Genomic DNA, 14,794 nt, shown 5'->3' on the forward strand with positions numbered 1-14,794 from the left:
TGTCCTATTTGACAGCCCTTTTTTCTATTACATAAGGTAACGTAAGTAAATGTAAATGTGAGAAATGATTAATGAAACGATCATAATTGGGAAGCCGACTTTAAGGAATTCCATGTAGCTGAATTTATGTCCTTCACGACTTGCGATTCCGGCTACGATTACGTTAGCAGAAGCCCCGATTAATGTTCCGTTTCCACCTAGGCAAGCACCTAATGCTAATGCCCACCATAGTACATCGACTTGTGCGTCAGAAGGTGATAAACCTAGCCCAACTGCCATATCGTTAATAAGCGGAATCATTGTTGCAACGAATGGAATGTTATCGATTGTTGCAGAGGCGATACCAGATACCCATAGAATAAGGATAGATGCTTGAGAAATATCTCCGCCTGTTATTCCAATTACTTTTTGAGCTAACGTTTTGATAAGACCGATATCGATAAGTCCTCCAACGAGTACGAATAGTCCCGCGAAGAAGAAGATTGTTACCCATTCTACACTTGCGAATACCTCTTCAATTTCATGTTCTTTCACACCGATTAACATAAGGACAGTAGCACCAGTTAAGGCGATGATAGCTGCATCAATATGGAAGATGGAATGAGTCATGAAACCTAAAATAGTAAGTCCAAGTACTGTTAAAGATTTTTTCATTAATACTGGATCTTTAATATATTGTTTTTCATCTAAGCTCATTAGCTTTTTAATTTGTACAGGATCAGCAATTAATTGCTTACGGTACATGAAGTAAAGCATTGTTGCTGTAACAGCAATAATGATGATTACGATAGGTGCTAAGTTGAATAAGAAAGCATTGAAGTCTAAATGTTTATTAGCAGAACCAATCATAATATTTGGTGGATCACCAATTAATGTTGCTGTTCCTCCGATGTTTGAAAAAATAATTTCAGAAAGTAAATATGGAACAGGATTTACTTTCAAGATGCGCGTAATAGATAAAGTAACTGGAACAACAAGAAGTACGGTTGTAACGTTATCTAAAAATGCGGAGCCAAGCGCGGTAAGTAAGGAAAGTGAAATTAAAATTTTAATTGGATTTCCTTGTGCTCCTTTTGCGGCTTTAATGGCAACGTATTGGAAGACACCTGACTTACTTGTAATGTTTACCAGTATCATCATACCGATGAGTAATGTAATTGTTCCCCATTCAATATGTTTCGTAAAGGCATTGTGTAAGTCAACGACCCCGGCAATTACCATGAATGCTGCACCAAGAAGTGCGATGACAGCGCGGTTAATTTTTTCAGAAATAATAATGGCATATGTAATTAAAAAGACTGCGATAGCGAAATAATACTGCCAGTTTGCGAGTTCTTGCGTTGTTTCGTGCAAAACTCTCATCTCCTTTCATTCACTTTTCTTAGTGTGTCAAAAAATTAACTAGATGAAACACACATAACGTCATTATAAAGTAGAAAAATGGCGGATGTAAATGAAAGGGTTTATTTTGTCATATTTTCTGCATAGGTCATTTTTTCTTATTTTTAAAAATATTTGTGGGCATTTGACATATATATAAGATACATCCAATCTGAATATTTAAAATTGAATCAGCATTCGAGCTTGTTCGTGTAGGAGTGTCAAATAGAAAGGAATGACAAAGATGATAAGGAAGGGATCGTATGGATGAACAACGATTTTTGTTTTTAGACTTTGAGTTTACGATGCCCCAGCATAGAAAAAAGCCAAAAGGTTTTTTCCCAGAAATTATTGAGGTCGGACTCGTTTCAGTTGTTGGTTGTAAGGTGGAAGATACGTATTCATCGCATGTTAGACCGAAAACATTTCCGTCTTTAACGGATCGATGTAAAAAATTTTTAGGAATTAAACAGGAAGTAGTAGACAAAGGAATTTCTTTTCATGAACTTGTTGAGAAACTTGCAGAATATGAAAAGAGTTGTAAACCGACAATTGTAACGTGGGGAAATATGGATATGAAAGTCTTAAAGCATAATTGCGAAATGGCGGGAGTAGAATTTCCATTCTTTGGACAGTGTCGTGATTTATCGCTTGAGTATAAGAAGTTTTTTGGAGAGAGAAATCAAACAGGGCTGTGGAAAGCAATTGAGGCGTATGGAAAAGCAGGAACAGGAAAGCATCATTGTGCGCTTGATGATGCGATGACGACATATAATATTTTTAAGTTAGTAGAAAAAGATAAAGAGTATTTAGTCAAACCAGCACCTCCAACATTAGGGGAACTTGTTGATTTTTCGAAAGTGTTAAAGAAAGTAAGTACACAGTAACGACCAAATTGCAAAATATGTAATTTGGTCGTTTTGTTTTTTAAAGTTTGTAATCTTGCTTCAATTGCTGAAGTGTTTCTAGACTACGCCCCGCAAAAGGTGAATCATCTTCAGAAAATGAATTCATTTGAGTTTCTAATGCTAATTTTAGTGACTCTGTATAATCCGGAATTTCTCCTTCATATTTCTTCACCATTTGCTCTGGAATGTTCGTCTGTTCACGAAAAGCTAAAGCACGTCTTTCGTGGAAGAATGGTACTTCAGCTTGTTTTACATTATGTAAATCCCCTTGCACTGGATGTTTTAAAACAGCTAATACTTTTACGACGTAACTGCCAGGACGGCTATTTGTAATTTCGCCGATGTATTTTCCAGTTTTATAAATACCAGTAACGATTTCACCAATTTCAAATGTTTCTCTCATATTTTTCACCTCAAGTTTATAGTAAGGAAAGTGCGCGAAGGAGTCAAAGAAATCATTCGCTTTCGGAACGCCCCCCTTGAGAATATGACAGGCTTCAATTATAATTTAAGGTAATAAAACAGAAAATTCTGATGTTTATTTTCGCCATAAATTCCTCGATAAGGAGTGTTCTGTATGATGCCTTTATATTTTCCTGAAGATAAAACGGAGTATATTATTCCAGGTATTGTTTGCGTTCTATTTATCATCGGTGCGGTTGCTACGTGGCGTATGTTTATTCGTGTATCAAAACGAGAAGCAGAGCGATTACAGAAAGTAGAAGAAAAGCTTTTAGCTGAAAAGAAACAGTAATTCATTTTTGCATGTTTCCCTCTATGCTCGGACAATCTAAGGGCAGAAAGTATTTTGGAGGGAATTGAATGAAAAGACGGCTTTTTTTCAGTTGTTGTTTATTATTTCTAATGGCGGGTTGTGACCAAGGGAAGCCGAAAGAAATTGATGTAAAATTACATAATGCTTCAGGTGATGAAGTTGGGACTGCAAAAGTAGCGCAGCAAACAAGTGGAGTGAAAATTACGATTAAAGCGGAAGGCTTTACACCAGGATCACACGGGATACATGTACATGAAATTGGAGAATGTAAAGCGCCACGTTTCGAATCATCTGGGAATCATTTTAATCCGGATAATAAAGAACATGGGCTCTTGAATCCGAAAGGTGCGGAAAATGGTGATTTACCGAACGTAGTTGCAGACGGTTCGGGAAAGATTAAAGCAGAAATCGATGCTCCGCATATAACGCTTGAAGAAGGAAAAACGACGATTCATAGAAAAGATGGAGCGTCTATTATTATTACAGAAAACGCTGATGATGGTATGACACAACCAGCAGGTAAATCTGGTGGCCGAATCGCTTGCGGTGTTATTGTTAAAAAAGCGTCGGATATGAAGAAAAAATAGAATCTACCGCGAATGGTAGATTTTGTTCTAAAACCACATGATGGTAAGTGGAATTATATCGATTTACCGAAAAAAGGAGGTTGTCCCAAAATCATTTTGGGATAGCCTCCTTTTTTGTTATGAGAATGTATGGTGTAGTCTGTTTAAAATTTCTTCTAAAACAGATCTAGGACAGCCAATGTTAATTCGGATATGGGCTTCTCCACCTGTTCCGTATTTCTCACCAGGCTCAACGATGATTTTACCTTCCTCTTCAAGCAATGCTGTTCGTTCATCTTGAGAAAGATCCAAGTGGGAACAATCAATCCACAGTAAAAAACTACCTTCTGGTTTAATTACAGAAAGAGCTGGTATGTGATTTTGAATATACTCACAAGCAAATTGAGCGTTATCTTCAACGTACAATCGAATTTCATTTAGCCAATCATTACATTCTGTATAGGCACTTTGCATTGCTGTATAAGCAAATGTATTTAATCCGTGGAATCCTTGTCTATATTGGATAGACATAAAGGCATTACGGAGATTTTCATTCGGAATAATGATGATCGATGCTTGCAATCCAGCGATATTAAATGTTTTGCTCGGAGCCATACAAGTAATAGTGCGTGCTGCTAATTCTTCAGATAAAGAAGCAAACGGTGTATGAGTATGGCCTTTATAAATAATATCGGCGTGAATTTCATCCGCGACAACGGTTACATTATATTGCGTACATAACGTACCGAGTTTTATTAGCTCCTCTTTCGTCCAAATGCGTCCGATAGGATTGTGAGGGCTGCAAAGAAGCATTAGTTTTACACCTTGTTTAAATTGAGTTTCTAGATGCTCGAAGTCTATCTTATATATGCCATTTTGTTTAAATAAGGGACTCTCACATAATTGTCTATTATTTGTTTTGACCATTTCAAAAAATGGTGGATAAATAGGAGGTTGTACGAGTACGGCTTCTCCTTCTTTCGTTATAGCTTGTATGCTCGTACTAAGAGCTGGAACGATACCTGCGCTAAATACAATCCATTCTTTTTGTATTTCCCAATTGTATTGGCTTTTCGTCCAATTACAAATGATATCCCCAATATTTTCAGGAGGAAGTGTATAGCCGAAAATAGGATGTTCTGTGCGTTTTTGCAATGCAGTTTGAATTGGTTTTGGTACTTCAAAGTCCATATCGGCAATCCAAGCGTGGATGAGCTCTTCATTTTTATATGTATCCCATTTTGTACTATGTGTTCCGCGACGATTTACCGTTTTATGAAATAGTTGCATATGTTTGCTCCTTTCTTCTGTCAAACTGTTAAGTTATGAAAATTCTCACTCTTCTTATAGAATAGCTGATATGATACGATAAAGAAAAGCATTAAAAAGTGAAAAGGCGGGAAGTAGATGGGTGCATATGACAAAATGATTGAGGTTGTGAAAAATTGGGATCCGTTTCAAATGGGACCGGAGTTTTATGAAACAGAAGCGAGCGATGTCGTAAACGTCGTAAGTGTGTTTGATGATCCGAAATACATCGCAAAGAAAATTCAACATATATACTTTATGTCTTTTGAAGAAGTACCTGCACTTGAAAAATGCGAAAAATTAGCAGTAGAGTTACTCGTACTAAAAGAAGGCGGAAGTTGTTCATTATAGGCTGTCGGAATTTACGACAGCCTTTTTGTTTATTTTCATTTGTGTGGTTTGATTAAAGCTTCACTTTATCCCGTTTTAACGGGCAGTAAGACTCCCGCCTCAAAACTCGGTTGAAGCAAAGAGGTTAGGTGAGAAATCAAACTGCCCGTAAAAACCCGATTGGTGAAGGCTAATAATCCGTGGGGATAGAACCTCCCACGGATTAAAGCTTCACTTTATTGCGCCGCAAACGCAATAATTTCTTCATAAACATGATCGGGCTTTTCTTCAGGTAGTAAGTGTCCTGTATTTTCATAAGAAATGAAAGTGGAATTAGGTAGGTCTTTATGGAGACGGTGTCCTACATGTACAGGGACGACGCGATCTTTTTCACCCCAAATGAGTAATACTGGGGTTTCGATTTTTTGTAATTCAGTTGAAGATAAGTCACCTTCACGGTCTCTTATCATTCGAGTTAAAGCAGGGAATATACGATCATCATAAAAAGGAGCAGCATAGCCTTCCATCATTTCATTGTCAATTAATGAATGGTCATGAACGACATTCATTAAATTATGAACGATGCCCCTTCGAATAATCCAGTTCTTCACGTATAAGTGGAAGAACGGTAAATAAGAGGAGTACAGTAAAGGGAAGTTTGCGCGTGCTAAATAACTAGAGCTACATAGTAAAATCGTCTTTGAAATTAATTCAGGGCGTAGTCGGTTTACAAAGAGTGAAATTTGTCCGCCCATAGAATGACCAACTAATACAATATTTGAGAGAGATAAATGTTCGATTAAATCGATAATAATAGCTGCTAAATTGTGATAAGAATATTTAAAGAGATGAGATTTATCACTTTTTCCGAATGGTGGTAAATCAAGGGCAATTACTGTACCTTCCTTTGTTAGTAAAGGAATGAGTCGTCGATAGCTAAATGAGGAAGAGAGGAAGCCGTGAACGAGTACGAAAGTAGGTCGTTCTTTTTTAGTATTATGTTCATACAATTCGTAATGAATAGTAGTCCCGCGAGTGGAAAAAGTGAAGTAAGGGCATTTGCATTCATGGTTCATTTTTTGTCACTCCATTGATTTTTGTTCATATCATCTCCCGGCAAGAAACAAAATATGTTAACAAAAAAAGGCAAGATGACATCGTCATCTTGCCTTTTGCGTATTTATCCCGCTATTCGCCGGGCAGTAGACTCCCACCTCAAAATGCGGCGAATGCGAGGAAGTTAGGTGGGAGATAACTGCCCGTAAAAGCCCGATTGATGAGGGCTAATAATCAGTGGGGGATGGACAAAACCCCCACTGATTAAAGTTTCACTTTATAATTACCCACGCACAATATTAGGTGGTGTTTTTCCTTGTAATCCTGCCACTAAATTTTCAGCAGCTGTCATTGCCATTTGCTGCCGAGTTTTTAATGTTGCAGATCCGATGTGCGGTAAAGTTACAACGTTTTGTAATGATAAGAGCGGATTCTCTTTTTGAATCGGCTCTTGTGTAAATGTGTCGATGCCGGCTGCAAATATTTTCTTTTCTGTTAACGCATGAATTAATGCAGTTTCATCTACTGTTTTCCCGCGAGAAGCATTAATGAAAATTGCTGTTTCTTTCATTAGTGAAAATTCCTTTTCACCGATAAGATGATACGTTTCATCTGTTAATGGAGTAAGAAGAATAATAAAATCAGATTGCTTGATTAGAGTTTGTAAATCACAATATGTAGCATCAAATTTTTGCTCAGCTTCTTCTTTACGGCGACGGTTATAGTAAAGGACATTCATATCAAATCCGAATTTCGCTCGTTTTGCGACAGCTTCTCCAATTCGTCCCATTCCGATAATACCGATCGTACTATGATGTACATCTAGTCCGAAGTGTTCTTTTCCGATTTCAGCGTTCCATTCACCATTTTTTACATAGGAATTGAGTTCGCAAACACGGCGACCAGCAGATAACATAAGAGCGAAAACAAGATCGGCTACTGTATCATCTAACACATATGGAGTATTCGTTCCGATAACATTTTGTTTTTTCATCGCTTTTAAATCAAAGTTATCATGGCCAACAGAAATGTTACTTACTACTTTTAAATTAGGAGCAGCCTGCAATAATTCTTCATTTATAGCAGATCCGAAATTTAATAACCCATCTTTATCTTTTATTTTTTCCAATAGAACATCACGAGGTACTTTCTCGTTTTGATCCCATTTTTCAAAATCACAGTGTTCTGATAAATAGTTTTCTACAAATGTTGGAACTGGTTCGGCAATATATACTTTTGGTTTCACGGTTCCATCCCCTTTCCTCTTTCCCCGGATGGGTGTGTGCTAATAATCAGCGGGTATGAACCCTACCACTGATTAAAGTTTCACTTTACCCCGCTATTAACGGGCAGTAAGACGCCCACCTCAAAAAACGGCTGAAACAAAGAGGTTAGGTGGGAGATTAACTGCCCGTAAAAGCCCGATTGGTGAAGGCTAATAATCAGTGGGGATGAACCCTCCCATTGATTATTAGCCTTCACTTTATTTTGACATAATTCTCAAAAAAAATCTTCTTTTCAAACTGGAAAGAGTATTTGTATAATTTAGACACAAACTAAAAGGAAGGATGATTTATATGGTGACAGAGAAAGAATTGGAATTATTAGCTTGTCTTGAAAAGAATAGTCGTTTATCTGTAGATACATTAGCGAAGTTGTTAAATATAGAAGTAGAAGAAGCGAAAAAAATGGTTGCGAAATTAGAAAGTGAAAAGATTATCGTGGACTATGTAACACATATCGATTGGACAAAAGTGAAAGAACATACTGGTTTAACGGCGATGATTGATGTGAAAGTTACACCGAAGCGTGGTGTGGGTTTTGATGCAGTAGCTGAACAAATTTATCGCTATTCAGAAGTGAAATCCGTTTATTTAATGTCTGGGACATATGGACCTTTCTATTACATTAGAAGGGAAGACGATGGGAGAAGTAGCAATGTTTGTTTCTGAGAAATTAGCAACAATTGAATCTGTCGTTTCAACGACAACTCATTTTATTTTGAAGAAGTATAAACATGAGGGGATTATTTATGAAAAGACAGATGATGATAAGAGAATTGTGGTGACACCGTGAAGCAATTTGAACTATCTAGATTAGCAGAATCTTTACAACCGTCCGGTATACGAAAGTTTTTTGATTTAGCGGCAAGTATGAAAGGTGTTATTTCACTTGGAGTGGGAGAGCCGGACTTTGTTACACCTTGGAATGTAAGGCAAGCATGTATTCGTTCTTTAGAACAAGGATATACGTCATATACAGCAAATGCAGGATTATTGGAGCTCCGTCAAGAAATAGCAAAGTATCTAAAAAAACAATTTGCAGTATCTTATGATCCGAATGATGAAATCATTGTTACAGTTGGAGCGAGTCAAGCGCTAGATGTAGCGATGCGTGCTATTGTAAACCCTGATGATGAAATACTTATTATTGAACCAAGTTTCGTTTCGTATGCACCACTTGTTACGTTAGCGGGCGGGGTCCCAGTTCCAGTAGTGACTTCATTAGAAGATGAATTTAAAGTACAGCCAAATCAAATTGAAGCAGCTATTACAACGAAAACAAAGGCAATATTACTTTGTTCTCCCAATAACCCAACAGGCGCAATGTTAAATAAATCCGAATTAGAAAAGCTAGCAGTTATTGTTGAGAAGTATAATTTAATCGTGTTATCTGATGAAATTTATGCAGAGCTCGTATACGACGAAGCATATACGAGTTTCGCGAGTATTAAAAATATGCGTGACCATACAATTTTAATTTCAGGGTTTTCAAAAGGATTTGCGATGACGGGATGGCGTCTTGGGATGATTGCAGCCCCTGTGCAATTTTCAGAATTAATTCTCAAAATCCACCAGTATTCAATGATGTGTGCACCGACGATGTCTCAATTTGCAGCACTTGAAGCATTACGCGGGGGAAATGATGAAGTAATTCGAATGAGAGATAGCTATAAAAAACGTCGTAACTTTATGACGACATCTTTCAATGAAATGGGCTTAACATGTCATGTGCCAGGCGGGGCATTTTATGTCTTCCCTTCTATAGCTTCAACCGGACTATCTTCAGCAGAATTTGCAGAACAATTATTATTAGAAGAAAAAGTGGCTGTTGTTCCTGGAAATGTGTTTGGCGGGAGTGGTGAAGGATTTATTCGTTGTTCATATGCAACATCGCTTGAGCAACTTATGGAAGCAATGAAGAGAATGGAACGGTTCATAGAGAATAAAAAAAGGACAAAACACAATACGTTTTGTCCATAAAAAGGGGGGGAATACTAGAAAGCCATGTGTTAGTATTCTATCCTAATATTGGAGAATTATACGTATTACAGGAAATTTTTTCATGAATTTTGAATGAGTTCTATCAAAGTGGTATAATTTACTAATATAAGGTGGGAGTATCCTCGGTGTTTTACTTAGGATACTTACTCACTAATCGGATATTTAACAATAAATACATCTGCTTTGCTATTTACAATTGTAGAGAAAATGGTAAACGTATGGGAGTGTTTCACATGTCAGAACAATATACAACGGGAGTGGTTGTAACAGGGAAAGTAACTGGAATTCAAGATTACGGTGCATTTGTAGCTTTGGATGCAGAAACACAAGGACTTGTGCATATATCTGAAATCACAAATGGGTATGTAAAAGACATTCATGACTTTTTAAAGGTCGGAGATACAGTAGAAGTAAAAGTACTTTCAATTGATGAAGAACACAGAAAAATGAGTTTATCGTTAAAAGCGGCGAAAAGAAAGCAAGGACGAATTCTTATACCGAATCCATCTGAGAACGGATTTAATACGCTGCGAGAAAAGCTAGCAGAATGGATTGAAGAGTCGGAGGTAATAAAGTAAAAGAGGAACGCATATGAGCGTTCCTCTTTTACTGTGACTTATGATATATATATTTGCAAATATGATTGCATGCAATCATATTCGTATGTCGGAGGCGAAAAAGACATACTGACTATTGAATTTCATGTGTTTCTGGGTGAGTACCAAGATTCTCGGATGGTTTAAATAGTAAGCCGAGGTTGATAAGCCCAGAAATACCAACGATGCCGTAAATAATACGTGCAAGAGCTGAGTTTTGTCCACCGAAAATGGCTGCTACTAAGTCAAACTGGAAGAACCCGATCAGTCCCCAGTTAACAGCGCCGATTACAGTGAAGACTAATGCGATACGTTGCAAGGTACTCATGAAAAGTCCCCCCTTAATGTGAAGCGTGAGCAAGCAAGGAGTTAATAAGAAAATTTAACTCCTTTATAGAATGGTATAGTTTTGTTGTTTTTATACATGAAAAATGTACGAAAAAAGGATGTATATACATCTATACCGAAAAATGCGAATTTTTATGCAAAAAATGAACTTTTTCTAAAAAATAAATAATGGTTACGTTTACAATTGGTGAATCGCTTGATTTACAACTTTAGTTTCGCTAAAGTGAATACAGAAATACATATACATAATTGGAGGGAAAAAGATGAGTACACATGTAACGTTCGACTATTCTAAAGCGTTATCCTTCATCGGTGAAAATGAACTAACTTATTTACGTGATGCAGTAAAAGTAACACATCATGCAATCCACGAAAAAACTGGAGCTGGGAACGATTTCCTTGGGTGGGTAGAGCTTCCGCTTCAATATGATAAAGAAGAATTTTCTCGCATTCAAAAATGCGCAGAAAAAATTAAAAATGACTCTGACATTTTACTTGTTGTAGGTATTGGTGGTTCTTACCTAGGAGCACGCGCAGCAATCGAAATGTTAAACCATTCTTTCTATAACACGCTTTCTAAAGAACAACGTAAAACTCCACAAGTGCTATTTGTTGGACAAAACATTAGCTCCACTTACATGAAAGATTTAATGGACGTACTAGAAGGTAAAGACTTTTCTATTAACGTTATTTCCAAATCAGGTACAACAACAGAGCCTGCAATCGCATTCCGTATTTTCCGTAAATTATTAGAAGAAAAGTATGGAAAAGAAGAAGCTCGCAAACGTATTTATGCAACTACAGATAAAGCGCGTGGTGCATTAAAAACATTAGCTGACAATGAAGGTTACGAAACATTTGTAATTCCAGATGATGTTGGCGGTCGTTTCTCTGTATTAACACCAGTAGGATTATTACCAATCGCAGTAAGTGGCCTAAACATTGAAGAGATGATGAACGGTGCAGCTGCTGGTCATAATGACTTCGCGAAATCAGAACTTGAAGAAAACCCAGCTTACCAATACGCAGTAGTTCGTAATGCCCTATACAATAAAGGGAAAACAATTGAAATGCTTGTTAACTATGAGCCAGCACTTCACTACTTCTCTGAGTGGTGGAAACAGTTGTTTGGTGAAAGTGAAGGAAAAGATCAAAAAGGTATTTTCCCATCTTCAGCAAACTTCTCAACTGACTTACACTCATTAGGTCAATACATTCAAGAAGGTCGTCGTGACCTATTCGAAACAGTTCTTAAAGTAGGTACATCTACACACGAACTAAAAATCGAATTAGACGACAACGATTTAGATGGATTAAACTACCTTGCTGGTGAAACGATAGACTTCGTAAACACAAAAGCATACGAAGGTACATTACTTGCACATAGCGATGGCGGAGTACCGAACTTAATCGTAAACATTCCAGAACTAAACGAGTACACATTCGGTTACCTTGTATACTTCTTCGAAAAAGCATGTGCGATGAGCGGCTACCTATTAGGCGTAAATCCATTTGACCAACCAGGAGTAGAAGCGTACAAGAAAAATATGTTTGCTCTACTTGGAAAACCAGGATTTGAAGAGTTAAAAGCAGAATTAGAAGAGCGTTTAAAATAATAAAAAGCGATCGGGTCTCCGATCGCTTTTTATTATTTTATTGAAAGGTACATCGGTATATTCAAACTAGAATGGGTATGCTAAAGGAAAAGTCTAGGAGGGATGGGCTTGATTCCGATTCAATCAAAATTAGAAGGATGTACATATGCGTTATATAAGTTAGAAGAGGTTATGAAACCACTTGGATATAGTATTGGCGGCAATTGGGATTATGCTAAAGGATGCTTTGATTATAAAATCGACGAAGAAGAAGGGTATCAATTTTTACGCGTACCATTTACAGCGGTGGATGGGGAACTAGATGTGCCTGGTGTAATAGTCCGTCTTGAAACACCGTATATTCTTTCGCACGTATATCAAGACGAACTAGATGATAATGTTAATGCTTTAACAGCTGGAACGAGTGGATTGGATCAATTTGCGGAGCCGCAAGATCCAGATGGAGATGTGAAAAGAAAGTATGTCAATATTGGTAAAGTATTGGTACAAGAACTAGAAAATCATTTTTTTAATGGTGAATAACGATGAGTATGTCGCTTTCTATGAGAATGAAAGAATGAACTGGATTGATCATATATTGTTCGTCGCGCTTTACACCTAGTAAGAGAATGTTTTGTTTTAAAAGAGTATAGCTACAATTTGCAAAGGATTGTCCGGTGCAGGACGGGGAAATCTCCATCAGTTGTAATTTGTTATCAGAGATTTCATCGTAAAGTGAGAATAGTACACCTGAAATGGAAGGGAATAAAAGAGAAGCGGTAAATACATAGCTCGTTAATTTATTTCCTTCTATAATTTCTGATACGCCAGCTCTCATTGCATTTTGGATTTGTTCAGAAGTAAGAAGTTCAGCGATGCAGTGAATGTTTGGATTAAGTCCTTTTGCAGTTAAAATATTTAAAATGGACTGTGTATCTGCTAAGCTTTCGTTCTTCTCTTTATCTGATGTTATTAATATAGTGTGAGCTGTTGTAATGTTAGCTTTTAATAAAGTTTGATCGTGATGCGGACAACCTTTTATAAATTCTAAATGATGAAATGGCTTTGGAAGTAAAGAAAGTGTTTCATCAATTAAAACGATATCAAGGTTCGGTTGTAATATGTGCATTTGTTTTACAACATGTTTTGCGCGTTCATTCCAGCCAACGATAATCATATGACCATTAGAGGTAGCAGCTTCTTCTCCTTTAATTTTCATATATTGTTTATTAATCATATCGGTAGCGAATAGAACCATATAATAAGAACAAAATCCCGTTCCTAATAAAATGATGCCTATCCCGATAATTTTTCCTATCGTTGTATGGGGGGCGAAATCGCCGTATCCAACGGTGAAAATGGTAACGATTGACCACCAAATCCCGTCGAACCATGTGGTGAAGTGATCTGGCTCTAATATATGTATAAGAAAGCCGGAGAAAGCAGTAAGTACAATAATAAAACAAATTAAACGAAAAATAATGGAATCACGAAATGTATCTACTAAATTCGGACGGGATTTCAAGTTCCTATTCCTCCTTACGTTTCAGGACTACATTCATTGTTACCATTATAGAAAAAAGAAAAACTCTCTAATTAAAAAGAGAGTTCGTTTCATAATTAATACATACTTTCAACTTCAGTTTGTTGAACACTTTCAAGATGTTGGAGGGCATAGTAAACATCGGCAGTATGTCTTTTTTGATCGATAGACAATTTAAGATGTAAGTAGTGAGCGCCGCTTTCTAATGTTTTAAGCTTCATATTTTTAACCTTTATATCCATTTCTTTTATTTCTTCAATTACAATGGGGATATTGTCCATATTTCGTACAACAAGTTTCACTGCGATATCACGTTGGCGAAATGATCTAGGACCGACGAATTTCATCGTTAAGGGTATAAGTTCTACACTAATCATAAGGAAACACATTCCAAAAGTAGCCTCGATATAGAAACCAGCTCCAACGGCAATGCCAATACCAGAAGCACCCCAAATCATAGCGGCGGTCGTTAATCCCGCAATACTATCGTTTCCTCTGCGTAAAATTACACCGGCACCTAAAAAACCGATTCCTGATACAATTTGAGCGGCAAGTCGAAGTGGATCCATATTCATATGATCGGTATGTGGTAAGTTGTAAGCAGCTTTAATAGAAACAATCGTCAGGAGGCAACTAATTATAGAAATAACTAAACACGTTTTTAAACCGAGTGGTTTACGTTTTAATTCGCGCTCTAAACCGATGGCGAATCCTAAAATAGCCGAGAGACCTAGTTTTATTAATAAGTCGGTGTAGTCCATGTATATTCCTCCTTGTATGATATGGTATATGAATAAAACGTTTATATAGAAAGAAACGCTTTTTGGCAGAGTGACTTTATATAGAATATATGTAGGAATTACTTAGAAATGAAAGAGATATTTCGTTTAAGTATATGATATTAAAAAAGAAATGTAGTTGGTTTGAAAAAAGTTTTCAAAAGGTGTTGCATTTCATTTTTTCACATGATATATTAATAACCGTCGCTGATGCGGAAACGCAGAAAACGACAAAAAAGAAATTGAAAAACTTAGTTGACATCGAAAAACGAAGATGTTAACATAAGGAAGTCGCAAATGAGCGACTAAGTAGTTCTTTGAAAACT

The 14,794-nt window shown here is 36.9% G+C and carries 16 protein-coding genes and 1 pseudogene; 9 read left to right on the forward strand and 8 right to left on the reverse strand.

Annotation, left to right across the window (positions count from 1 at the left end; genetic code table 11):
• Positions 1–27 precede the first annotated feature (27 nt).
• Positions 28–1,353, reverse strand: a complete 1,326-nt coding sequence (locus tag V7038_RS01945; RefSeq protein ID WP_199661562.1) for an SLC13 family permease — start codon at positions 1,351–1,353, stop codon at positions 28–30.
• A 290-nt stretch (positions 1,354–1,643) separates the two neighbouring features.
• Here V7038_RS01945 and kapD point away from each other — a divergent pair, with 290 nt between their 5' ends.
• Positions 1,644–2,267: a 3'-5' exonuclease KapD gene (gene kapD / locus V7038_RS01950; protein ID WP_199661561.1), complete on the forward strand. Its 624-nt coding sequence runs from the start codon at positions 1,644–1,646 to the stop codon at positions 2,265–2,267.
• 40 nt (positions 2,268–2,307) lie between these two features.
• On the opposite strand, the gene V7038_RS01955 is transcribed toward kapD, so the two are convergent.
• Positions 2,308–2,691: a kinase-associated lipoprotein B gene (locus V7038_RS01955; RefSeq protein ID WP_002112579.1), complete on the reverse strand. Its 384-nt coding sequence runs from the start codon at positions 2,689–2,691 to the stop codon at positions 2,308–2,310.
• Between the two features lie 174 nt (positions 2,692–2,865).
• Here V7038_RS01955 and V7038_RS01960 point away from each other — a divergent pair, with 174 nt between their 5' ends.
• A complete protein-coding gene (locus tag V7038_RS01960) occupies positions 2,866–3,042 on the forward strand; it encodes a hypothetical protein (RefSeq protein ID WP_000982763.1) in 177 nt (58 codons plus the stop codon).
• A 68-nt stretch (positions 3,043–3,110) separates the two neighbouring features.
• Positions 3,111–3,650 carry a superoxide dismutase family protein gene (locus V7038_RS01965; protein WP_002112578.1) on the forward strand — a complete coding sequence of 180 codons (540 nt, stop codon included), beginning with the start codon at positions 3,111–3,113 and terminating at the stop codon, positions 3,648–3,650.
• Positions 3,651–3,767: 117 nt separating this feature from the next.
• Here V7038_RS01965 and V7038_RS01970 read toward each other — a convergent pair whose 3' ends face one another.
• Complete coding sequence (locus V7038_RS01970) at positions 3,768–4,919, reverse strand: MalY/PatB family protein (RefSeq protein ID WP_070129112.1); 1,152 nt, start codon at positions 4,917–4,919, stop codon at positions 3,768–3,770.
• 117 nt (positions 4,920–5,036) lie between these two features.
• Between V7038_RS01970 and V7038_RS01975 the strand changes: the two genes are divergently transcribed.
• Positions 5,037–5,288, forward strand: coding sequence for a YugE family protein (locus V7038_RS01975; protein WP_002015854.1), 252 nt, complete (start codon positions 5,037–5,039; stop codon positions 5,286–5,288).
• Positions 5,289–5,503: 215 nt separating this feature from the next.
• On the opposite strand, the gene V7038_RS01980 is transcribed toward V7038_RS01975, so the two are convergent.
• Complete coding sequence (locus tag V7038_RS01980) at positions 5,504–6,343, reverse strand: alpha/beta fold hydrolase (RefSeq protein ID WP_002112576.1); 840 nt, start codon at positions 6,341–6,343, stop codon at positions 5,504–5,506.
• 263 nt (positions 6,344–6,606) lie between these two features.
• The gene (locus V7038_RS01985) at positions 6,607–7,599 is read right to left on the reverse strand and encodes a 2-hydroxyacid dehydrogenase (RefSeq protein ID WP_335468923.1); all 993 of its coding nucleotides are present in this window, start codon (positions 7,597–7,599) and stop codon (positions 6,607–6,609) included.
• Between the two features lie 301 nt (positions 7,600–7,900).
• On the opposite strand from V7038_RS01985, the pseudogene V7038_RS01990 reads away from it, so the two are divergent.
• The 3 genes and pseudogenes from V7038_RS01990 (at position 7,901) to yugI (ending at position 10,185) form a co-directional block, all read left to right on the forward strand.
• A pseudogene (locus V7038_RS01990) lies at positions 7,901–8,399 on the forward strand (Lrp/AsnC family transcriptional regulator).
• The gene (locus V7038_RS01995; protein WP_335468912.1) at positions 8,396–9,586 is read left to right on the forward strand and encodes an aminotransferase; all 1,191 of its coding nucleotides are present in this window, start codon (positions 8,396–8,398) and stop codon (positions 9,584–9,586) included. Before V7038_RS01990 ends, V7038_RS01995 begins: the two are co-directional and overlap by 4 nt.
• 254 nt (positions 9,587–9,840) lie before the next feature.
• Positions 9,841–10,185 carry a S1 domain-containing post-transcriptional regulator GSP13 gene (gene yugI, locus V7038_RS02000; RefSeq protein ID WP_002015848.1) on the forward strand — a complete coding sequence of 115 codons (345 nt, stop codon included), beginning with the start codon at positions 9,841–9,843 and terminating at the stop codon, positions 10,183–10,185.
• Positions 10,186–10,297: 112 nt separating this feature from the next.
• Here yugI and V7038_RS02005 read toward each other — a convergent pair whose 3' ends face one another.
• Complete coding sequence (locus tag V7038_RS02005; protein WP_002034535.1) at positions 10,298–10,531, reverse strand: DUF378 domain-containing protein; 234 nt, start codon at positions 10,529–10,531, stop codon at positions 10,298–10,300.
• A 283-nt stretch (positions 10,532–10,814) separates the two neighbouring features.
• On the opposite strand from V7038_RS02005, the gene V7038_RS02010 reads away from it, so the two are divergent.
• Together V7038_RS02010 and V7038_RS02015 are read left to right on the forward strand one after the other, a co-directional pair.
• Complete coding sequence (locus V7038_RS02010) at positions 10,815–12,167, forward strand: glucose-6-phosphate isomerase (RefSeq protein ID WP_335468917.1); 1,353 nt, start codon at positions 10,815–10,817, stop codon at positions 12,165–12,167.
• 108 nt (positions 12,168–12,275) lie between these two features.
• A complete protein-coding gene (locus V7038_RS02015) occupies positions 12,276–12,689 on the forward strand; it encodes a YugN-like family protein (RefSeq protein WP_002112567.1) in 414 nt (137 codons plus the stop codon).
• Here the strand turns inward: V7038_RS02015 and V7038_RS02020 are convergent.
• Positions 12,676–13,671: a potassium channel family protein gene (locus V7038_RS02020; protein WP_335468919.1), complete on the reverse strand. Its 996-nt coding sequence runs from the start codon at positions 13,669–13,671 to the stop codon at positions 12,676–12,678. The two genes, V7038_RS02015 and V7038_RS02020, sit on opposite strands and share 14 nt — an antisense overlap.
• 95 nt (positions 13,672–13,766) lie before the next feature.
• On the reverse strand, positions 13,767–14,450 hold the full coding sequence (locus tag V7038_RS02025) for an MgtC/SapB family protein (protein ID WP_002160049.1): 684 nt from the start codon (positions 14,448–14,450) through the stop codon (positions 13,767–13,769).
• Positions 14,451–14,794: the final 344 nt, after the last annotated feature.

Source organism: Bacillus sp. JJ783, from assembly GCF_036963225.1.
Taxonomy (GTDB): Bacteria; Bacillota; Bacilli; order Bacillales; family Bacillaceae_G; genus Bacillus_A; species Bacillus_A cereus_U.